Consider the following 20378-nt stretch of genomic DNA (forward strand, 5'->3'; position numbering starts at 1 on the left):
CTATGTCTTTCAGAGGCCCTGCGATCGGGTCCGAATCCGACTTAACGGACTATCCCGACTCTCGTCGGAGCCGCACGACCAGACTTAACGGACTATCCCGACTCTCATTTCAACGCGACCAGCCGGAGCTCCCCATGTCCGACACCGCCCCCAATGCCCGCGCCACCCAGGGCCGAGGCAAGATCTACCACTCGATCGTCGACACCATCGGCGACACCCCGCTGGTCGGCTTGCCGCGCCTGTCGGAAGATTACGCGCCAAAGGCCCGGGTGCTGGCCAAGCTGGAGTTCTTCAACCCCATCGCCTCGGTGAAGGACCGGATCGGGGTGGCGATGATCGAGGCGCTGGAAGCGGCTGGGAAGATTTCGTCGGGCTCCGTCCTGATCGAACCGACGTCGGGCAACACGGGCATCGCCCTGGCCTTCGTGGCGGCGGCCAAGGGGTATCGCCTGATCCTGGTCATGCCGGAATCGATGTCGATCGAGCGCAGGAAGATGCTGGCCCTGCTGGGCGCCGAGCTGGTCCTCACACCGGCCGAGAAAGGCATGAAGGGCGCCATCGCCATGGCCGCGGAACTGCTCGAGCGCACGCCGGGCGCCGTCAGCCCGTCGCAGTTCGAAAATCCGGCCAACCCCGCCATCCACCGCTCCACTACGGCCGAGGAAATCTGGAACGATACGGCTGGTGCGGTGGACATCGTCGTCGCCGGCGTCGGCACGGGCGGCACCATCACTGGCGTCGGTCAGGCGCTGAAGGCCAGAAAGGCATCGGTGCGCATGGTGGCGGTCGAGCCGACGGCGTCGCCCGTCCTGTCGGGTGGCGAACCGGGCCCGCACAAGATCCAGGGCATCGGCGCGGGCTTCATCCCCGCGATCGTCGACCGATCTGTCATCGACGGCGTCGAACAGGTCTCCAACGAGGACAGCTTCGAAATGGCCCGCAAGGTCGCCAGGGTCGAAGGCATTCCGGTCGGCATTTCCTCCGGCGCCGCCCTGACCGCCGCCTTCCGTCTGGCCGCGCTGGACGAGAACGCGGGCAAGACCATCGTGGTCATCATCCCGTCCTTCGCCGAGCGCTATCTGTCGACCGCGCTGTTCGAGGGTCTGTAGGCCGTCACCGCCGGTTAACCGGCCTTGGCCTAATCTGCCTCCGTCATGTCCGATCCGGCGCCCGTTTCCCCGCAAGAGGCCCCGCAGCCCGCGTTCCGCGCGCGCCACGCGCTGCTGAAGCGACTGGCCGACGTGGTGTCGCTGCCTGGCAGCCGGGTCAACGCCTTCGAACGCGCGGTGACCGGCGACCTGCTGGTCGAGATGCTACGGCTGGCCGCACCGCGGGAGCGCCAGCGCGTCGCCCAGCGACTGGCTCCTCTCGCGGAGCTGCCCAACAGCCTGGCGCGAATGCTGCTGCGGGACGAGCCGCCGATCGCCGGCCTGTTGCTGGAGCAGTGCGCGTCCCTGAGCGACGCCGACCTGGTCGCCTGCGCCCGCGACACGGGGCCGGAGCACCGCTTCCTGATGGCCAGCCGGCGCGGTCTGACGGAGGTCGTGACGGAGACCCTGATCGGCTTTGGAGAGCAGGGGGTCATCGAAGCCCTGTTGCGCAACACCTCGGCCCGCCTGTCTCAGAGCGGCGTCGAAGCGATCGTGGCGCTGAGCCGTTCGATGCCGGTCCTGTGCGGCCACTTGCTCCGACGCCCCGAACTGAGGCCGTCGGGCGCCTATGTGATGTTCTGGTGGGCGCCGGCGGAGGATCGCAAGACGGTGCTTCAGCGCTTCGCCGTGTCCCGCGAGGTCATGCAGGAGGTGGTCGAGGACGTCTTCGCCATGGCCGCAGAGGAGGGCTGGCAGGATCCGGTCTCGCGCAAGGCCCTGCAGTTCATCGAGCGCCGCCAGCGCAACCGCGCCGCCATCGACAAGAGCCCCTACGACAGTCTGGAGCACGCCGTGACCGTCGCCGCGCGCGACGGCCTGAGCCGCGAGGTGGCCGCCGAAATCGCCTACCTTGCAGGCATCAAACCTCTGACCGGCGCCAAGATCATGGGCGACATCGGCGGCGAGCCCCTGGCCATCCTGTGCAAGGCGACCGGGATGTCGCGGATCGATCTCCAGAATCTGTGGCGTTCCGTTAGACGTCCGGAGACCACGGCGGACGGTCGGGTTCACCCGGACTGGGACCGCGTTCAGGTCACCTATGAGATGCTGGCCGTCGATCGCGCCCAGACGGTGTTGCGTTACTGGAATTGGTCCTTGTCCTCGGCTCTTTCGCCGGATCTGATCAAGGCCATCCGTAACGGGGACGATCAGTCGCTGGATGATTATTCGACACCTGAGCGCGCCGCGATGATGGCCCTGGCGGAGAACTTCGGCCGTTGATTCATTCGCGGTTACCACTCTGACTATAGTGCGTCGGACTGCTCGACGACATTATTGCGAACCTTGTCTGGCGCCGCATTGCTTTCGCCGCCGAACATCCGTATTTGCCGGAATCTCAATCGCCACTGTGCGGCAAGATTAAGCAAGGACAAGCTCGTGGACGCTGCAAGACTGGACGACCGCTCCGAACTTCTGGAAATGACCGCCGACATCGTTTCGGCCTATGTGGGCAACAACAGCGTTTCGGCCAACGATCTGCCGTCGCTGATCGCCAACATCCATGCCGCCCTGTCGCAGGTTTCGACCGGCGTCGTCGAAGTCGAACCCGAGGTCAAGGAACCGGCCGTGCCGATCCGCAAGTCGATCAGCCCCGATTTCCTCATCTGCCTGGAAGACGGACGCAAGTTCAAGTCGCTGAAGCGGCATCTGCGCACCAAGTACGACATGAGCCCGGAAGAATATCGCGCCAAGTGGAACCTGCCCAAGGACTACCCGATGGTCGCCCCGAACTACGCCAAGGCCCGCTCGGATCTGGCCAAGCAGATGGGCCTGGGGCAGGGCGGCCGTAAGCCGGCCCGCGCGACGCGCGCCAAGAAGTAGTCTTCGGCTTCTCGAAGATCGGATGCCCGCTTCCGCAAGGAGGCGGGCGTTCTGCCGTCAGGCCGCCGCCGAACTCCGGCGCATACGCCAGAAGCGCAGGGTCCGCAGCGCCGCGTCACGCTGCAGTTCGGCATAGAGTTTGGCGTAGCTGCCGGCCTTGCCCATGGCGTTCTCCTCTCCGCCGATGATGACCACGGCGAAGGTCAGGAAAAGGGAGCGGTCGAGGTCGGCGGCCTTACAGATGACCGCCAAGGCGTCGAGCTCCTTCTTCTCCACGATCTGGCTGGCGGTATGGAAGTCTACATCGGCCAGTTGAGCGAGGGCGATCAGGAAGGAGGTCCGGCTGCCTGAGCGCAGGAAGCGGGCCAGCATGGTCGGGGTCAGCTGATTGGCGGCGCGGAGCTCGTCAACATAGGCCAGGCATTCCGAATAGTCGGCGGGCAGAGCGCCGTCCTCGGTGGCGACGCGGGCGCGACCGGCGGCGAGTGCGCTTTCCAGAAGGGCCGGGTCCATGGCGGCGTTCTGTTCAAGAATCTGCTGGCGCAGCCGGGCCTCGACGACGAAATACATGTCGTTCAGGAGGTCCGCGGGCAAGCCCTTGCGCTGGACCGTCGCGTCGTGGAGCGCCGGGTTGACCTTGGCGCGTTCGACGGCGGTTTCGGTCGCGGCGCGCGACAGTCGGGCGCCGTCGTTACGCAGAAGCGTCCCCAGGGTCTCGTCGTCGCCGCGCTCGACGATGACATCGGAGACGGCCTCGGACACAGTCGCGCGTTCGGACACGGCGCGCAGATGAGCCTGGCCCTTGGAGCGGACCACGCCCAGAAGATCGTCGTCGGTCAGGATCGTGGAGGCGCGCAGCACGGCGTCGGCGACGGCCGCCTCGTCGTTAGCCAATCGGCGGATCAGACCCCTTGGCGCATCCGGCGACAGAGCGAACCGTGCCGAAAGCTCGGCGCGGACGGCGGTCTCCATCTCGGCGGTCAGGTCGGTCAGGACGGAATCGTAGAGGGCGTCCTCGGCGGCGCTGCGCTGAACCGTGCCGAAGAAATGCTCGGTCAGTTCCCGCAGCAGGGCGCGGCGTTTCTCGCTGGACGGTTCCTGGGCGAGGACGATCAGGTCCGGCAGGCGCGAGCCGGTCTCGATCGGTGCTAAGGCGGCGTCGCTCATGGCAGGCTCGGGTCTTCGTTGGCGACCACGCGCCGACGGCCGCGCGCGTCCCTCGCCGGAACCTCGTCGTCTGCGGGCTGCTGCTGGGCGGCCAGATCAACGGAGACGCTGTCGAAATAGACGGGCTCGGGAAGGGTCGTGGGGTCCGGGCGATGTCCGGCGTCGCGGTGCACCGAATAATAGCGGGCGCCGGGCTGGCCAGACTGCACAGGGGCTTGGTTGGGGGCTCCCTGGGTCGGAGCAGAGAGAGCGGCTTGTTGCTGGGCCTGGGCTCCGGTCTGACCCTGCTGCACCTGGAAGATGAGGGCGTCGCGGCGAGGGGCGTTGGGGTCCCCAGGATCGGCGGCCACGGGTTGCGAGGCCTGGGGCTGAACCGTCGGGGCCTGGACGGACTGCGGGACGCTGAAGACTGGCGCGTCGCGGCGTGGGGCCATGGGATCGACGGCGGCGCCGGTGACCGGCGGAGGCGCGGCGGGCGCTGGCGCGACGAGCGCCGCTGGCGGGGAATAGACGGGGGCCGGCGCGGCCACTTCGGTCGTCGCATAGGCAATGGGATCGGGGGACCCAGGGGCATAGGACGGGGCGACGCGCGGGCCGATCCACGCGCTGGCCGGGGTCAGGCCACGCGACACCGCGATGGCGGAGACCGGGGCCTGCATGGCGGGACGGTTGTAGCCTTGCGACGGAGCCATGCGGCGCGGGATCATGCCGTTGCGGACGCGGGCCTGAGCGGCGACGACATCGGCAGGGGTGGTGTCAGCCGGGCGGTTGGCCCAGGTCAGGTAGCGGCCTGCGGCGGGGGCTGCCCCGGTCGTATTCTGGGCGGTCGCTCCCGTGGCCAGTAGGCATGCGCCCGCTGTCGCCGTCAGCAAGGTCAGGATGCGAGGGGCGCGGTGCGGCAAAGGCGGGCTCCCGTTCGGAGAGGAACGTACGGCACAGCCTAGAGCGCTGCGGCTTAACCCCACGCTAACAGACGTAAAGGCCTAGGCACGATCCCGCAGCAGGCGGCGCTCGATCAGGCGAGTGGTTGCGTTAAGCGCCAGACCAAGGGCTGCGAGACAGGCGAGGGCGGCCAGAAGATCGGCCGTGCGCAGACGATTGCCGGCCTCCAGAAGACGCCAGGCCAGACCCTGCGCCGCGCCGGAGCCGGAGACGAACTCCGCCACCACCGCGCCGACCACCGCCTGACCAGCCGCGACCCGCAGGCCTTCCAGGGCGAAGGGCAGGGCGGAGGGGAGACGCAGACGCCAGAGGCGTTGCAGGGGTGTCGCGGCGTGGAGGTCAAATAACCGTTCCAGATCCGGGTCGGCGGACTTCAGCCCCGTCAGGACGCCCGAGAAAATCGGGAAGAAGGCGATGGCGGCGGCGAGGGCCGTCACCGCCCGATCGGCGTGGTCGAGGCCGAACCAGATGAGGACCAGAGGCGCGATGGCGACCACGGGGGTGACCTGAAGCGTTACGGCCAGGGGGGCCACGGCGCGTTCGGCCGGGCGGCTGAGCGACACGCTGACGGCCAAGCCGCCGCCGACGAGGGTCGCGACGATCAGGGCCTTCAGGGCCATCCAGAAGGTCTGGAGCGCCGAACCGGCGAGTACCGGGCCGTTGTCGAGCAGGGCGCGAACGACGTCGGAGGGCGGGGGCAGGAAGTAGACCGGGACGTCCAGCAGTAGGACCGAGATCTCCCAGATCGCCAGCAGGGCGGCGGTCAGAGCGAGGGCGGGGAGGGCGTCGAAGAGGCGTTTCATTCTGAGCGCCCCATGGAAAGGTCGAGCGCATCGGCCACGGTCTCGACGGCCTCGCGGTAGGCGGGGGCGCGGCGCCAGTCGACCGGACGGGGCAGGGGGCCGGGCATGGGGATGTCGGCGACGGTGCGGCCGTCGGCGGCGGACAGGACGGCGACGCGGCCTGCGAGATAGGCGGCCTCCTCAACGTCGTGGGTGACGAACACCACGGCCATCGGGCGGGCAATCCAAAGCGTGTGCAGGTCCTCGATCAGGCGTCGGCGGGTAATGGAATCGAGGGCGGCGAAGGGCTCGTCCAGCAGAAGGAGGTCGGGCTGGATCGACAGGGCGCGGGCCAGCGAGACGCGCATCGCCATGCCGCCGGAGAGCTGGCGAGGGCGGGCGGTGGTGCGATCGCCGAGGCCTACGGCGGCGAGGGCTTCATCGGCGCGGCGGCGGGCTTCGACGGCGGGGACGCCGGACAGTTCGAGAGGCAGGGCGACGTTGGTGCGGGCGTCGGCCCAGTGCATCAGGGTGGGGCTCTGGAAGACGAAGCCGGTGCGGCCAGTCGGACGGACGACAGTTCCGGAGGCGGGCTGTTCCAGACCGGCGAGCAGGCGCAGAGCAGTGGACTTGCCGGCGCCGGAAGCGCCGACGACCGCGACGATCTCGCCGGGTGCGATGCTCAGGTCGAGCGGGCCGAGGGCGGGGCGGCCGGAGTAGGCGACCGTGACGCCGGAAAGGCCGGCGACCGCCCCGTCGGCTTCAGCCACGGCCGGGCAGGAAGTCGTCGGTGAAGGCGCTGCGCCAGCGCAGGTCGGTGGGGTAGACGCCAGCTTGCGAGGTCACCTCGAAGAAGGCCTGCCACCGGTCGGCGGTCATGGCGCCGAGGCCGTAGAGGGCGGCGTCGCCGGAATCCACGATGCCGTTCTCGCTGAGCTTGGTGCGAGCCTGATCGAGGATGTCCTGGGTCATCTCCGGATTGGCCTGCCGGATCAGGGCGTCCGCGGCAGCCGGGTCGCCCCGGATGTAGTCGCGCCAACCCTCGGCGGAGGCGGCGATGAAGCTGCGCAGGGCGGCCGAGTTGTCGCGTGCGAACCCGTCCGGCGACAGGACCATGGTGGCGTAGGACGGGTAGCCTTCGTCCGCGAGGAGGAAGACGCGCGGCTCGAAGCCGGCCTCCTTCTCGATCGTGTAGGGCTCGGAGGTCAGGTAGCCCTGTTGAACCGCGCGGTCGTCGGCGAGGAAGGGCGCGGGGTTGAAGTTGTATTTGCGGACCTGATCGTCGGTGAAGCCGTATTTGGCCTTAAGCCAGACCCAGAACGCCGTGATAGAGGCGTCGGCCAGCAGGAAGGGGCGGCCGGCGAGATCGGCGATGCCGGTTAGGTCGGGATCGGGGTGGGCGATCAGGACCTGGGGGTCCTTCTGGAAGAAGGCGGCTACGGCTTTCACCGGGGCGCCTTCGGCGACGAGATTCAGGGGGATGAAGCTGTTGGAGCCCATACCCAGTTCGACCGCGCCGGAGGCCAGAAGCTGGGGCACGTTCACGCCGGGGCCGCCTTGCATGATCTGGACGTTCAGGCCGCGTCGTTCGTAGGCGCCCGAGGCGAGGGCCTGGTAGAAGCCGCCGTGCTCGGCCTGGGCGCGCCAGTCGGTGGCGAAGCGGATGCGGACGCGGCCCTGGTCGTCGACGGGCGCTTCGGCGTTGTCGCAGGAGGCCAAACCCATGGCGGTCACGGCGACCCCGCCCGCGAGAACGAGCCGGCGGTTGACGACGGATTGGGTCGAGCGGCGCTGCATCGCCGCAAACTAGGGCGGCTGGCGACGCAAGGGAAGTGAAGCTGGGCCGGAGCCCCGGACCGGTCGAACTCACCGACTCCAAAAATGGAGTCGGGATATTCCGTTAAGTCGGGTTCGAGCCGGCGATGTCAAAGACCCGGCTGTATAACTGGCATAGACCTGCGCCAGATTCGGTCGCGAGGCGACGAAGTCGGCGCCGGAATTGAGCGAGGGGACGACAAGCTCCGGCGAACCGAAACTCCTCGTCCCCTCGCCAAGTCCGGGTTGGGACTTGGCCATTGAGGTTCAGGGCCTTGGCGTCAGCACCTGCGGGCGAACCCGGAGGCGGTCGGCTGTATCCTGGCGGCTCCTGTCCGATGCCGGTCCGTCGAGGATTGCGTCCCCGCCGTCGTTCATCGATCCCGATCCGGTTCCCTATCCCCGCGCCGAAGCGCAAATGGTCTGGGGCCTTGATCCTGCCCGGTCTTTCCGCCGTCGCCCGAAAGCGCCTTTGGACCCCTTGGTCAGAGAGCCGGACCGACCCGCTTGAAGTTCCGGCTCTCACCGGATTTCCGCGCCGCCGTGTCCCTCGGCCTGTTGACGTTCGCTCCGAATGCGTTAGACGGCAAGCGCCTGAAATCGCGGGGGTGTGCAGCATCCGGCGAACGCTGGTGGACAACCCTGTTAACTTCTGTGGACGGACGAGATTCGCTGTGGCGGATCAGCGATTTGGATTGTCCACAGATTCCCGTTTCTTCGCCGCGTTCAGGTGATCCACGAAGGCCTTGAGACCCGTAGAGGGCGCGCGCTGCTTTGGATAGTAGAGACACAGGCCCTCGAACGGCGGTGTCCAGTCGGCGAGCACCTGCGTCAGGCGGCCGTCGGCGAGATGCGACGCGGCGGACCAGGCGGTGACCCAGGCCAGACCGGCGCCGGCGAGCGCGGCCTGCAGAGTCAATTGATCGCCGCCCAGCGTCAGTCGGCCCTGCGGTTCAATACGTTGAACCTTGCCGTGGCGTTCGAACTCCCAGCGCATGGGCAGGCCCGACGGGAAACGGGCGCGGATGCAGTCATGCGCGTGGAGATCGGCAGGGGTCTCAGGCGCGCCGCGCTTCTGGATATAGCAGGGACTTGCGACCACGATCATGGCCTCGTCCTGGCCCAGGGAGACCGCGACCATGTCCTGGGGTACGCACTCGGCCAGGCGGACGCCGGCGTCGAAACCCTCGGCGACGATGTCGACGATGCGACCCTCGACGACGGCCTCGACGCGCATGTCGGGATAGGCCTCGGTGAAGGAGACGATCGTCGGCATCAATCGCTCGAACCCGCCTTCGGAGCCATTGAGGCGCAGGCATCCGGTCGGGGTGGCGCGGAAGCGGTTGACCGTCTCGACCGCCGCCTCGATTTCGGCCAGGGCGGGCGCGACGCGAGCCAGGAAGTCGCGGCCCGCGTCGGTCAGGGAGACGCTGCGGGTCGTGCGGTTGAACAGGCGGATGCCTAGACGGCGCTCCAGCCCCGCCACGGCGTGGCTGAGCGCCGAGGGAGAGGTCGAGACCTCCGCGGCCGCCGCGCGGAAATTGCGACGGGCGGCGACGGCGGCCAAGGCCCTGAGCTCGCTGAGCGTTGGCTCGCTCATTGTTCGGATTTTCTCATCGTCTCATGTCGGACTGGGCGGCTTATCTCAGCAATGTGGGCGCCGATATAGCGCTCTCCAAGACAAGGAGAGTTCAAATGACCAAGACAGTCCTGATCACCGGCTGTTCCTCCGGCTTCGGTCTCGCCGCAGTGGGGCTTTTCGCCGATGAAGGCTGGAACGTGGTGGCGACTGTCCGCCGCCTGGAAGACGGAGCGCCGTTCGCGGGCCGAGACAATGTGCTGGTCGCCCGGCTGGACGTGCAGGATCCGGCGACCATCGAGGCCGCGATCCAGGCAGGCATCGACCGCTTCGGTGGGATCGACGCCCTGATCAACAATGCCGGCTTCGGCTTGTTCGGCGTGTTCGAGGGGACGTCGCCGGAGAAGGTGCGCGAGCAGTTCGACGTGAACGTGTTCGGCCTGATGGAGACGACGCGAGCGATCCTGCCGCATTTCCGGGCGAACCGGTCGGGGGTGGTGGTCAACATCACATCGGGGGCGGGCGTCTTCGGCCTGCCGATGAGCTCGCTCTACAACGCCTCGAAGTTCGCGGTGGAGGGATTCTCGGAAGCGCTCTCCTATGAGCTGGAGCCGCTGGGCGTCCGGGTCAAGCTGGTCGAGCCGGGCGGGGTTCTGGCGACGAAGTTCGGTCAGAGGGTCGGTGCGGAGGCGGCCCAGACGACGGCCCCGGAAGACTATGCACCCATCATCGCGGCGGGCGAGACCCTGTTCGAGGGCTTGCGCGCCGTCCGCAGAGGCGCGACGCCGGCCGATGTGGCGCGGGTCATGCTCGAGGCTTGCATGGACCGCACCGACCGCCTTCGCTGGGTGGCGACGGACGATATCAAGCCCCTGGTCGCCCTGCGTCGGGAGGCGGGCGAGGACGTCTACTGGGCGGAGATGCGAAAGGCCTTCGCCCTGAAGGGCTAGCCGGCGAGGGCCTCGCGCTTCTCCTCCAGTTCCAGCCATTCCATCTCGGCGGCTTCGAGCTTTTCCTGGGCGGCTTCGAGGGCCTTCATGGTGGAGGCGAAGCCGGAGGGGTCGCGGGAGTAGAAGTTGACGTCATCGAGCCGCTTCTGGTGGGCGGCGATGTCTCCAGGCAGGGCGGCGATCAGGGCGTCCAGTTCCTTCAACCGGTGCTGGTCCTTAAAGGACAGCTTGCCCTTGGCGGCCGGCGGGGGCGGCGACGGCGGAGCGACGACGGCGGGCTTGGACGGGGTGGGCGCAGCCTCTTTCGGTTTCAGGAAGCCGGGGTTCTGGCCGATGAAGTCGGTCCAGCCGCCGGGGGTCTCGACGATGTCGCCGCGCCCGTTCATGCCGATGGTCGAGGTGGCCAGCCGGTCGACGAAATCGCGGTCGTGGGAGACCAGGATCAGGGTGCCGTCATACTGCTCCAGCAGCTCTTCGAGCTTGTCGAGCGTGTCCATGTCGAGGTCGTTCGTCGGTTCGTCGAGGACCAGCATGTTGGCGGGCTTGGCCAGGGCGAGGGCCAACAGCAGGCGGTTGCGCTCCCCGCCCGACAGGGTCGAGATCGGCTGGCGCAGCTGGGCCTCGGTGAACAGGAAGTCCTTGGCGTAGGCGGCGACGTGTTTCGAATGGCCGCGCACGATGATGGAGTCGCCGCCGCCGGGCGTCAGGGCGTCCCACAGGGTCATGTCCGAGCGCAGGCCCTCGCGCGACTGATCGAGGTAGACGGTCTCCAGCGCTGCGCCGAGTTTGACGGTTCCGGTCGTGGGTTCGAGCTCGCCCAGCATCATCTTGACCAGGGTGGTCTTGCCGGCGCCATTCGGGCCGACGATGGCCAGGCGGTCGCCGCGGAGGATGCGGCTGGTGAAAGGCTTGATCACCATGCGGTCGCCGAAGGATTTGCTGATCCCCTTCAGGTCGGCGACCAGCTTGCCGGACGTGCCGCCGGAATCGACGCCGAGCTGCATCTCGCGCGGTCGGTCGCGGGCGGCGTCCGCGCGTTCGGCGCGAAGCGCCTCAAGGGAACGGGCGCGGCCCTCGTTCCGGCTACGACGGGCGGTGATGGAGGAATAGAAGGTCGCGGTCTCGCGCTCGATGGTCTTGGTCAGCTTCTGGAAGGCGATCGCCTCCTCTTCCATCGTCTTGGCGGCCCATTCGTCGAAGGCGTCGAAGCCCTTGTTCAGGGTGCGGACGCGGCGACCCTCGAGCCAGTGGCAGGACTGGGTCACGCGGTTCAGGAAAGCGCGGTCGTGGGAGACGATCAGGGCGGCGCATCGGGCGCTGATGATCTCGTTCTCGAGAAGCTCGATCGCCAGGATGTCCATATGGTTGGTCGGCTCGTCGAGCAGGAGCAGGTCGGGCTCCTCGGCGAAGGCCTTGGCCAGGGCGGCGCGGCGGATCTCGCCCCCCGAGAGGCCCTGGGTGGACTTGGCGGCGTCCATGCCGAAGGTCTGGAGCCAGGCCTCGGCGGTCCAGTGTTCGGCGCCGTTGGAGGTGGCGTAGTCCAGCAGGGTGTCGCCAGCGATCAGCGGCTCCTGCGGCACATAGGCGAACTTGACCGCGCCGTTGATGGTGCGGGCGCCGCTGTCGGGCTCGATCAGGCCCATGACGACCTTCATCAGGGTCGACTTGCCGGCGCCGTTGCGACCGACGAGGCAGGAGCGGGTGCGGGGCTCGATGGCCAGGTCGACGCCATCGAACAGCGGGCGCTGGCCGTCCTGGAGGCGGACGTCCTTGAGGGCGACGAGAGGGGGGCGAGGAGCCATGGGTGCTTTCGGGCGCGGGGAGGCGTATGGGAGGGCGTGGATGTAGAGCGTACGACCCCCGAACCCAAGCCCTTCTGGCAGACGAAGCGGCTGGATCAGATGACCCGCGAGGAGTGGGAGAGCCTGTGCGACGGGTGCGGGCTGTGCTGCCTGATCAGGTTCGAGGACGAGGATACGGGCGAGGTGTTCCCGACGCGGGTCCACTGCAAGCTCTTCGACGGGCAGCTGTGCGCCTGCACCGACTATGCGAATCGGAAGGAGCATGTGCCGGACTGCATCAAGCTGACGCCCTGGAACATCCAGGCGCTGGCATGGATGCCGAAGTCCTGCGGTTATCGGCGCATCCACGAAGGGCGGGGCCTGGCGGACTGGCATCCACTGGTGTCCGGCGATCCGGAGACGGTGCATACGGCGGGGGTGTCGATCCGCGGACAGACGATCTCGGAAGAAGACTTGGCCTTGCCCGAAGATGCGATCGACCACGATGCGTCCGACTGGATCGAGGAGCGGGGCGTAACGCCGGCGAACGACCCAGCGCGCTAACTAAAACTTTGGACCTCAACGGCATTCTCCGCGTCAGGACGGAGATCCGCACATGACCGCGTCGAACGCGATTGTGAAAGATACGGCAGAGGGAGGAGATCAGGCGGCGTTCGACCGGCTGGTCAAACTCGCCTGTACGATCTTCGACACCCCGATCATCATGCTGTCGGTGCTGGACGGAGAGCGGGCGATTTTTCGCTCCAATGTGCCGATCACAATGGGATGGATGCCGCGCGAGAAAAGCGTCTCGCATGTTGTAGCCGCCCTGGGACAGAACGGCGTGCTGGTCATCGAAGACGCCACTGCCGTCGCGCCCTTCAACGAACATCCGCTTGTCACGGGGCCAGACGGCATTCGGTTCTATGCCGGGGCGGCGGTCTCGACTGCGGACGGCCGTGTCGTCGGGGCCTTCTCGGTGCTGGATGTCAAGCCACGTGCGAGACCCAGCGACAGCATGCTCGACAAGCTGACGCTGATGGCCGGGATGGCAGGCGACATCCTGGATCAGTCGGCGGCGACGCGGGTCATCGCCGAGCAGCTGGGCGTGCTCAGCATGGCCGAACAGATGTCAGGCGTCGGTCACTGGCGGCTGGAGCTGGCGACGAACAAGGTCGCCTGGTCGGACGAGGTCTATCGAATCCATGGCGTGCGCCGCGACACGTTCGATCCCGGCTACGACGACGCCGTGGAATTCTACCATCCTGAGGACCGGGCCGAGGTGCGAGGCTGCATCCAGCGGACCATCGAGACGGGCGCGCCCTACGAGTTCCGGCTGAGGATCATCCGGGGCGACGGCGAAGCGCGGATCGTGGTGTCGCGCGGCATGGCCGAGACCGACGCCGACGGGCATGTTTCAGCCCTGTACGGCGTGTTCCAGGACGTCACGGAGGCGGAGACGGCGCGGCGGCGGATCGTCGACAGCGAGGCGCGCTACCGGATGCTGGCCGACGGGGCCACGGACATCATCATCACCTATGGGGTCGACGGGATCGTCACCTACGTCTCGCCTTCGATCGAGGCGTCGAGCGGCAAGACCCCGGGCGAGGTGATCGGGCGGCCGGTCACGGACATGATCCTGCCCGAAGACGTGCCTCAACTGGCCGAGAGCTTCCGCGCGCTGGTGAAGCTTCCGATCGGACAGTCATCCCGAGGCGTCCGCTATCGCGGCGTGCACCGCGACGGATCGGTGCGCTGGTTCGAGACGCGGACCAGCGTGATCCGCAACGCCGAAGGGCAGGCGGTCGGCTTCCACGATGTCGTGCGAGACATCACGGAAACGAAGCGGCTGGAGGCCGAACTCATTGCGGCGCGCGATGTGGCGGAGGCTGCCGCGCGTGTGAAGTCCGAGTTCCTGGCCAACATGTCCCACGAGCTGAGGACGCCGCTGACGGCCGTGATCGGCTTCTCGGGCCTGCTGCAGGAGAGCGTCGATCTGCCCGAAACGGAGCGGCGCTATGCCGATCGGATCGCGACGGCGAGCGAAGCTTTGCTCAGCGTCATCAACGATATTCTGGACTACTCCAAGCTGGAGGCGGAGGCGGTCGGTCTGGACGAAGCGGCGTTCGATCCCGAGGCGATGGCCAAGGGCGCGGCAGCGATCGTGGAGACCCAGTGCTTGGCCAAGGGCATCGGGCTTGCGGTGGCGGTCTCCGATGATCTGCCCAGGGCCTTGCTCGGAGACGAGGGGCGGCTGCGTCAGGTGACGCTGAACTTCCTGTCCAATGCCGTGAAATTCACGGTGTCGGGGAACATCCGGATGGAGGTGGGCCGGGTCGGCGACCGGATGAGGGTCGCGGTGAGCGACAGCGGCATCGGCGTCGCCCCCGAGAAGATCGACGGTCTGTTCGAGCGGTTCACCCAGGCGGACGCGTCGACGACGCGGGTCTATGGCGGGACGGGGCTGGGTCTGGCGATCTCTCGGCGGCTGATAGAACTGATGGGCGGAGACATCGGGGCGGCCAGCCGCCCGGGCGAAGGTTCGACCTTCTGGTTCGAAGTTCCTCTGAGAGAGGCCGAACATGCCGAGGCGGCCGAGGCGGACGACGTGGTCGGGCTGGCGCCGGGAACGCGCATCCTGCTGGCCGACGACGCGCCCGCGAACCGGGAGCTGGTGCGGATCGTCCTGGCGGGATGGGGCGTCGAGCTGAGAGCCGTGTGCGAAGGGGCCGAGGCGGTGCAGGCGGCGGCGACCGAGGACTTCGACCTGATCCTGATGGACGTGCACATGCCGGTGATGGACGGGATGGATGCGACGCGGGCGATCCGTGCGCTGGAAGGGCCGAGGGCAGGCGTGCCGATCCTGGCCCTGACGGCCAATGTCCAGCCCGAGCAGATCGCGGCCTGCGCGGAGGCGGGGATGGACGGTCATGTCGGCAAGCCGATCCAGATCGGCGAACTGATCGCTGCCATCGCGGGCGCCCTGAAATCCGTCAAAGACGGGCGGGCTGCAAGGGCCGCATAGTTGTCGAAGGTTCGGCCAAAGCCATCAACGGCTTGCCGAATTCGACCTTTTGAATCAATGGTCGGCTTTATTTAGAGCCCTTATCCGCGCCTTGTGACGCTGATCCCATATAGTTTGGGCATGAGGGGAAATGGGGACGAGACGGGGCCGACCCGGCGGTCGCCGCTCCCGACTCACACCGCGAGAGCCGATGCCGAACCGGGCCGATGAGCCTGGCGTCGGAGCGATTCGGTCATCCAATCAAAGGAGAGCGACATGCCCGCCATGCCCGAACGGGACGGCTTCGCCTATCATGCCCGGACGCCGGGAGACCCCGCGCGGCGCTGTGCGGCGGTGACGCCGGACGATAGCGCCGACCTGACGACCTATGCCAAGGGGCTCTACGTGGGACAGGCGGGGGACGTTCGCCTGATCCCCACCGGCGGCGGCGACAGCGAGGCGGTGACGTTCAAGGCGCATCCGATCGGTTATCTGCCGGTTCAGGCACGCCGGATTTTGTCGACGGGCACCACGGCCGCCTATCTGCTGGCCCTGTTCGATTGATGCCCGTCCTGAGCCATGTGAGCCTTGCGCCGCCGGGGCTGATCGCATCGGTTCCGTGGACCCCGGCGGTGCTCGGCGGCTCGGTGGTCGGTTGGTGGGACGCGCTTGACGCCGCCACGTTCACGCTGAACGGCGAGAATGTGGCGGCCTGGGCGAATAAGGGGGCGGCCGGTGGCGCAGCAGTGCAAACCACGGGCGCGAACCAGCCCGCCTACAGCGCGTCTGCACGAAACGGGCGGCCTGGCGTCGTCGCCGGATCCGGCGGCAAGAAGCTGAGCTTCACCACCGTCGTCCCGGGCCTGCCCACGGGAAACGCCGCCTCGACGCTGGCGGTGGTGGGCGTGGATACGAGCGGTGGAGGCAATGCCTACCTTTTCGGCTATGGAACCGCCGCGACGGGCCAGATGAGAACGCTGGTCACCGCGCCACCCAATGTCGTACTCGCGCATTTCGGAGCGGCGAACGACACGTCTTCGGTTCTGTCGTGGACCCATCTCGATCGTATCGTGGTCGCGGACGTCGGGGCGGGCGTCAACCCTACGTCGAACTTGGTCGTCGATGGGGGAGGGCCCCAGAGCAAGACCATCACGACGTTGAACACGACGACGGCGGGAGGTTTCATCTTCGCCCGTCCCAGCGGTTCGGGCGGCGAATGGCTGGGGGTCGTGCAGGAGATCCTAGTCTTCAACCGCGTGCTGACGACGACAGAGCGCCGCAAGCTGGAGGGCTATCTGGCGTGGCGCTGGAGCGTGGTCGCCAACCTGCCGTCCGGTCATCCCTACAAGTCGAGCGCGCCCTATGTCTGAGTGGATTTTCGAGAGCCTCGAGAGAGCACAGGCAGCGGCGGATGCGTGTGCCACCGCGCTGCCGGACGATGTCCTGCTGATGGGCGGCGCTGCGCCGATGCAGGTCACGGAGTGCTGGGCCGAACCCCTTGCGATCGGAGATGGGCGCTGGATGTTCCTGGCGATGCCGGGCCAGGCCACGCCAGCCGACGCGATCGAGGTCGCGGACGATTTGGGGAGAGCCCTTCGATCCTCGGCAAACCCAGATTGACGAATTGAGATCGACCTAACCTGTGATTGCGTCGGTGTCTGACCCCCCGCGCGGCGCCGCCGGAGGCTCTTCGAGACACCGATCGCTGCCCGCCGTACCCGGCCGCCGGACGGGCGGACGACCCTTGCCGGCCGACAGGCCGGCGATTTCCCTGGAGTCCGATATGGAATTTTGGCCCATGCGGCGACGGGCGCGCCGAGCCGATGCGCTGCCCGAAACCAAGTCCAGTCGCGCGGGGCCGCTGATCGCCCTGACTGGTTCGGGACGGGCCCGCTGGACGCCGCGCGACTACGCCAGTTTGGCGATCGAGGGGTTCGGCAAAAACGCCGTGGCCTATCGCTGCGTGCGGATGATCGCCGAGGCCGCCGCATCGGCGCCGCTGATCGTGTTCGTCGAGCAGATGCGAGACGACGAGCATCCGGCTGCGCGACTGCTGAGAAAGCCGAACCCGGAACAGTCGGGGTCGGAGTGGTTGGAGGGCCTCTACGGCGCCTTGCAGACGTCGGGCAACGCCTATGTCGAGGCGGTCGGCGAAGAGACGCCGGGCGAGTTGTGGAGCCTGAGACCGGATCGGGTGCGGATCGTGCCGGGGGCGGCTGGCTGGCCCGAGGCGTATGAATATGCGGTCGGCGGACGGTCGGTGCGCATCGCGCGGGAGGCGGACGGCTGGATGCCGGTGATGCAGCTGAAGTTGTTTCATCCTACGGACGATCACTATGGGTTCTCGCCTCTGGAGGCGGCCGCCTTCGCGATCGATGTGCACAACAGTTCCGGGGCATGGAACAAGGCGCTGCTGGATAATGCGGCCCGGCCGTCCGGGGCGCTGGTCTATTCGTCGAAGGATGGGGAGCGGCTGAGCGACGCACAGTTCGCGGTGCTGAAGGCGGAACTGGGCGAGGCGCACCAGGGGGCGGCGAACGCCGGGCGGCCGCTGGTGCTGGAGGGCGGGCTGGATTGGAAGCCGATGTCGATGACGCCGGCGGACATGGACTTCATCGCCGGCAAGCACGCAGCGGCGCGGGAAATCGCCCTGGCGTTCGGGGTTCCGCCCCAGCTGCTGGGCATTCCGGGGGACGCGACCTACGCCAACTACCGCGAGGCCAATGCGGCTTTCTGGCGGGGAACGGTGATCCCGTTGGCGCGAAAGACGGCGGGCGCCCTGACCGGATGGCTGGGCGGGCGGTTCGAGGGCATTCGGGTCGAGCCTGATCTCGACGCCGTTCCGGCGCTGCAGCCCGAGCGAGACGCGCTGTGGGCGAGACTGTCGGCGGCGAACTTCCTGACCGACGAGGAGCGGCGGCGGATGGCAGGGGTCGGCGCGTGATGGATGATGTGAAGAAGACGGCGACGGCGCTGGGGGTGGCGCTTCTGCTCCAAACTGTCGGCGGTCTGGTCTGGGCCGGCGGCGCGGCGGCGCGGATCGCGACGCTGGAGGAACGGGTCGGCGAGCAGAGACTGGTGGCCGAACGGCTGGCGCGGTTGGAGGAGCAGGGCGTGGCGACGCGGGCGGCGTTGGCCCGGGTCGAGAACCGTCTGGAGGAGATGCGATGAGGGGCGAGGGTCAAGAGCCGAGGGTCGAGGAAGGCAGTGGGGTGGAGGTTTCGACCCTCGACCCTCGGCCATCGACCCTATCCATCCACGGCTATGCCTCACTTTGGGGCGTGGCGGACCTGAACGGCGATGTGCTCTCCAGGGGCGCGTTCGCCGACAGTCTGAAGCAAAGGGGGGCGAGCGGCGTGCGAATGCTGCACCAGCATGAGAGCCGCGCTGTCGTCGGGGTCTGGGACGAGATCGTCGAGGACGACCAGGGCCTGTTCGTGCGCGGCCGGATCGCCGACTGGTCTGCGGAGGCGCGCTATGCCCAAGCGCTGAGCCGAGCGGGGGCGCTGGACGGCCTTTCGATCGGCTTTCGCGCCGCGAAGGCGAGGCGGGAAGGGCGGCTGAGGGTGCTGAGCGGCGTGGAACTCTGGGAGGTGTCGTTGGTGACATTCCCGATGTTGCCGGGGGCGCGGTTCAGAACGACCTGATCAAGACCTGACAAAGACTTCCCGGTCGCCCATCGCGGCGCCGGAGGGCGGAGGAGTGCGGCCTCCGGCCCGCTCCATTTTCAACTGGAGACATGATGAAAGAGACCAAACAGGCTTCCGCCTCGCCGGAAGCGCGCGCCGCCATGCACGAGATGATGGCGGCGTTCGAGGCGTTCAAAGGGGCCAACGACGCCCGGCTGAGCGAGATCGAGAAGAAGGCCTCGGCTGACACGTTGCTGGAGGAGAAGGTGGCGCGCATCGACCAGGCGGTCGGCGCGGCCCAAGCCCGGCTGGATCGGGCCATGTCGGAGGCGCGCCGTCCGATCATAGGCGGTGAGCCCACCATCGCGGCATCGGCGCCCGAGGCCAAGGCGGCGTTTGAAGGTTACGTGCGGACCGGACGCGAGCTGGGGCTGGAGATCAAGGCCGGGCTGTCGTCGGCGTCGAGTTCGGGCGGCTATGTCGTGCCGCCGGAGACCGAGCGGGCCATCGAGCGACGCCTGATGGCGACCAGTCCGATGCGCGAGATCGCCACGGTCCGGACGGTGGCGTCGGGTGTCTTCAGGAAACCCGTATCGACGGCGGGCATCGCTTCTGGCTGGGTGGCCGAGACGGCCGCGCGTCCGGAGACGGATCCGGCGACCCTGGCCCTGCTGGAGTTTCCGGCGGCCGATCTCTACGCCAATCCGGCGGCGACGCAGACCCTGCTGGACGACGCCCTGGTCGATCTGGACGAGTGGCTGGCGAGCGAGGTCGAGGATGCTTTCGCCGCGCAGGAGACGACGGCCTTCGTCACCGGCGACGGCGTCAATAAGCCCAAGGGCTTCCTCGGCTATTCGATCGTGGCGGATGCGAGCCATGCCTGGGGCGACATCGGCTACGTGTCGTCGGGAGCGGCGGGCGCGTTCGCGGCGTCCAGCCCGGCCGACAAGCTCATCGATTTGATCTATGCGCCCAAGGCCCAGTTCCGGCCGAACGGACGGTTCGTAATGAACCGAAAGACGGTCTCGGCCGTACGCAAGTTCAAGGATTCGGACGGCAACTACATCTGGACGCCGGCGACGCGGCCGGGCGAGACGGCAAGCCTGCTGGGCTATCCGGTGACCGAGATCGAGACGATGCCGGACATCGCCGCGAACAGTCACGCCATCGCGTTCGGCGACTTCCAGCGGGGCTATCTGATCGTAGATCGCGCGGGCGTGCGGGTGCTGAGGGACCCGTATTCGGCCAAGCCCTATGTGCTGTTCTACACGACCAAGCGGGTGGGCGGCGGCATCCAGAATTTCGACGCCATCAAGGTGATGAAGTTCAGCGCGAGCTGACGACGATGGGTTTCCCGCGTATCGGCGCGGGAAACCCTCGGACGGCGCCGCGCCTGAAGCGCCCCGTCCGAACATCTGGGCGCCCGCGATGTCGGCCGGGGCAGCCGATCGCTGTCGCTTGCTTCAGCGCCGCGACGCACGGCGCTACCGACTGACGTCATGGGCCTGGCGGCGAATGCAGGACCGCTGCCCATGTGGTCGCGCTCCTCCGGAGCCTGCGCACCCGAGAAGTCCATGTTCGAGAGGCTCGCCTCGTCTCCAGCGACCTCGTCCATGGTTGTTCCGCGAGAGGCCTGAGGCGGCGGGAGGGCGCGTGCCGGCGTGATCTGCGGGGCGGCGCCGAAGGCGGCGGCGATCAAAAACGCGAGCATCCGACAATCGCCTTCGACGGACGATTGGACCTCAAACGATGGAGAA

20 protein-coding genes are annotated in these 20378 nt (G+C 67.7%); 13 read left to right on the forward strand and 7 right to left on the reverse strand.

Annotation, left to right across the window (positions count from 1 at the left end; translation table 11 throughout):
* The first annotated feature begins 134 nt into the window (after positions 1 to 134).
* The 3 genes from cysK to O5O43_RS02300 all read left to right on the forward strand — a co-directional run bounded on the left by cysK (position 135) and on the right by O5O43_RS02300 (position 2972).
* Positions 135 to 1109, forward strand: coding sequence for a cysteine synthase A (cysK, locus tag O5O43_RS02290; RefSeq protein ID WP_271085313.1), 975 nt, complete (start codon positions 135 to 137; stop codon positions 1107 to 1109).
* A gap of 45 nt (positions 1110 to 1154) precedes the next feature.
* Positions 1155 to 2372, forward strand: coding sequence for a DUF2336 domain-containing protein (locus O5O43_RS02295; protein WP_271085314.1), 1218 nt, complete (start codon positions 1155 to 1157; stop codon positions 2370 to 2372).
* Between the two features lie 171 nt (positions 2373 to 2543).
* On the forward strand, positions 2544 to 2972 hold the full coding sequence (locus tag O5O43_RS02300) for a MucR family transcriptional regulator (protein ID WP_271086365.1): 429 nt from the start codon (positions 2544 to 2546) through the stop codon (positions 2970 to 2972).
* Between the two features lie 57 nt (positions 2973 to 3029).
* On the opposite strand, the gene O5O43_RS02305 is transcribed toward O5O43_RS02300, so the two are convergent.
* The 6 genes from O5O43_RS02305 to O5O43_RS02330 all read right to left on the reverse strand — a co-directional run bounded on the left by O5O43_RS02305 (position 3030) and on the right by O5O43_RS02330 (position 9278).
* Entirely contained in the window at positions 3030 to 4139 is a 1110-nt protein-coding gene (locus O5O43_RS02305) for a DUF2336 domain-containing protein (RefSeq protein ID WP_271085315.1), read from the reverse strand.
* Positions 4136 to 5041 (reverse strand): hypothetical protein, encoded by a 906-nt coding sequence (locus O5O43_RS02310; protein WP_271085316.1) that lies wholly within the window; start codon positions 5039 to 5041, stop codon positions 4136 to 4138. Before O5O43_RS02310 ends, O5O43_RS02305 begins: the two co-directional genes overlap by 4 nt.
* 81 nt (positions 5042 to 5122) lie before the next feature.
* Positions 5123 to 5884 carry an ABC transporter permease subunit gene (locus O5O43_RS02315; protein ID WP_271085317.1) on the reverse strand — a complete coding sequence of 254 codons (762 nt, stop codon included), beginning with the start codon at positions 5882 to 5884 and terminating at the stop codon, positions 5123 to 5125.
* Entirely contained in the window at positions 5881 to 6633 is a 753-nt protein-coding gene (locus tag O5O43_RS02320; RefSeq protein WP_271085318.1) for an ABC transporter ATP-binding protein, read from the reverse strand. The genes O5O43_RS02315 and O5O43_RS02320 overlap by 4 nt, the downstream gene beginning before the upstream one ends.
* Complete coding sequence (locus O5O43_RS02325) at positions 6626 to 7660, reverse strand: ABC transporter substrate-binding protein (RefSeq protein ID WP_271085319.1); 1035 nt, start codon at positions 7658 to 7660, stop codon at positions 6626 to 6628. Before O5O43_RS02325 ends, O5O43_RS02320 begins: the two co-directional genes overlap by 8 nt.
* Positions 7661 to 8360: 700 nt before the next feature.
* Positions 8361 to 9278: a LysR family transcriptional regulator gene (locus O5O43_RS02330; RefSeq protein WP_271085320.1), complete on the reverse strand. Its 918-nt coding sequence runs from the start codon at positions 9276 to 9278 to the stop codon at positions 8361 to 8363.
* Between the two features lie 95 nt (positions 9279 to 9373).
* On the opposite strand from O5O43_RS02330, the gene O5O43_RS02335 reads away from it, so the two are divergent.
* Entirely contained in the window at positions 9374 to 10207 is an 834-nt protein-coding gene (locus tag O5O43_RS02335) for an SDR family oxidoreductase (RefSeq protein ID WP_271085321.1), read from the forward strand.
* Here the strand turns inward: O5O43_RS02335 and O5O43_RS02340 are convergent.
* Positions 10204 to 12009 (reverse strand): ABC-F family ATP-binding cassette domain-containing protein, encoded by a 1806-nt coding sequence (locus O5O43_RS02340; RefSeq protein ID WP_271085322.1) that lies wholly within the window; start codon positions 12007 to 12009, stop codon positions 10204 to 10206. The two genes, O5O43_RS02335 and O5O43_RS02340, sit on opposite strands and share 4 nt — an antisense overlap.
* A 36-nt stretch (positions 12010 to 12045) precedes the next feature.
* Here O5O43_RS02340 and O5O43_RS02345 point away from each other — a divergent pair, with 36 nt between their 5' ends.
* From O5O43_RS02345 to O5O43_RS02385, 9 genes are all read left to right on the forward strand, one after another.
* Entirely contained in the window at positions 12046 to 12552 is a 507-nt protein-coding gene (locus O5O43_RS02345; RefSeq protein ID WP_271085323.1) for a YcgN family cysteine cluster protein, read from the forward strand.
* A 52-nt stretch (positions 12553 to 12604) separates the two neighbouring features.
* A complete protein-coding gene (locus O5O43_RS02350) occupies positions 12605 to 15013 on the forward strand; it encodes a PAS domain-containing protein (protein ID WP_271085324.1) in 2409 nt (802 codons plus the stop codon).
* Positions 15014 to 15268: 255 nt separating this feature from the next.
* The gene (locus tag O5O43_RS02355; protein WP_271085325.1) at positions 15269 to 15556 is read left to right on the forward strand and encodes a hypothetical protein; all 288 of its coding nucleotides are present in this window, start codon (positions 15269 to 15271) and stop codon (positions 15554 to 15556) included.
* Positions 15556 to 16362, forward strand: a complete 807-nt coding sequence (locus tag O5O43_RS02360) for a hypothetical protein (RefSeq protein WP_271085326.1) — start codon at positions 15556 to 15558, stop codon at positions 16360 to 16362. The genes O5O43_RS02355 and O5O43_RS02360 overlap by 1 nt, the downstream gene beginning before the upstream one ends.
* A complete protein-coding gene (locus tag O5O43_RS02365) occupies positions 16355 to 16612 on the forward strand; it encodes a hypothetical protein (protein ID WP_271085327.1) in 258 nt (85 codons plus the stop codon). The genes O5O43_RS02360 and O5O43_RS02365 overlap by 8 nt, the downstream gene beginning before the upstream one ends.
* Positions 16613 to 16775: 163 nt before the next feature.
* On the forward strand, positions 16776 to 17936 hold the full coding sequence (locus O5O43_RS02370; RefSeq protein ID WP_271085328.1) for a phage portal protein: 1161 nt from the start codon (positions 16776 to 16778) through the stop codon (positions 17934 to 17936).
* Positions 17936 to 18163: a hypothetical protein gene (locus O5O43_RS02375; RefSeq protein ID WP_271085329.1), complete on the forward strand. Its 228-nt coding sequence runs from the start codon at positions 17936 to 17938 to the stop codon at positions 18161 to 18163. The genes O5O43_RS02370 and O5O43_RS02375 overlap by 1 nt, the downstream gene beginning before the upstream one ends.
* A 41-nt stretch (positions 18164 to 18204) precedes the next feature.
* Positions 18205 to 18639 carry an HK97 family phage prohead protease gene (locus O5O43_RS02380; RefSeq protein ID WP_271085330.1) on the forward strand — a complete coding sequence of 145 codons (435 nt, stop codon included), beginning with the start codon at positions 18205 to 18207 and terminating at the stop codon, positions 18637 to 18639.
* A 95-nt stretch (positions 18640 to 18734) separates the two neighbouring features.
* The gene (locus O5O43_RS02385) at positions 18735 to 19961 is read left to right on the forward strand and encodes a phage major capsid protein (RefSeq protein ID WP_271085331.1); all 1227 of its coding nucleotides are present in this window, start codon (positions 18735 to 18737) and stop codon (positions 19959 to 19961) included.
* The last annotated feature ends 417 nt before the right edge of the window (positions 19962 to 20378 follow it).

The sequence above is a fragment of the Brevundimonas sp. NIBR11 genome (genome assembly GCF_027912535.1).
Lineage (GTDB): Bacteria > Pseudomonadota > Alphaproteobacteria > Caulobacterales > Caulobacteraceae > Brevundimonas.